The sequence below is a fragment of the Arsukibacterium sp. MJ3 genome, from assembly GCF_000987765.1.
Classification (GTDB): Bacteria; Pseudomonadota; Gammaproteobacteria; order Enterobacterales; family Alteromonadaceae; genus Alishewanella.
This window is the reverse complement of record NZ_LAHP01000161.1, coordinates 1-490: the sequence shown is the minus strand read 5'-3', so window position 1 is coordinate 490 and position 490 is coordinate 1. Positions and strand designations below refer to the sequence as shown.

The following is a 490-nucleotide window of genomic DNA, read 5'->3' as shown; positions in this document are numbered from 1 at the left end:
GAATATTTTCCAATACGTTGCCATCAATAATCGCTAAATCAGCTAACTTACCCACTTCTAACGAGCCAATCGCATGCTCCATACCTAAGCTTTTCGCAGCATCATACGTTGCAGTGCGAAGCGCTTGATGCGGGTTCATGCCACCTTGCTCCATCATCCAAATTTCCCAATGCTGCGCAAGGCCTTCCCGCTGCCCGTGGGCACCAGCAGTAACCATTACACCACGATCTTGCAGCTGGGCTGCGCCAGTAGCAATGTTGATATGGTTGTAATGATGCGAAGGTGCGATTTCACGGCGCATTGAACGTGGGCGCAATACGCGCTCTGGCACAAATTTGCTTAGGCGCGGATGGTTCCACACATCGGTATGGGCATACCAATAGTTTTCACCCCAAATACCACCGTAAGCAACACCTAAGGTTGGCGTGTAAGCAGTTTCGGTTTGCTCCCAAAGCTGGAACACATCTTCATACATGATTTCTACAGGAAT

1 protein-coding gene is annotated in these 490 nt (G+C 49.4%); it reads right to left on the bottom strand.

The annotated features are described in order from the left end of the window. Positions 1-490: amidohydrolase family protein (locus tag VT06_RS17285; RefSeq protein ID WP_046555573.1), on the bottom strand; the 490-nt coding region annotated here is incomplete at both ends.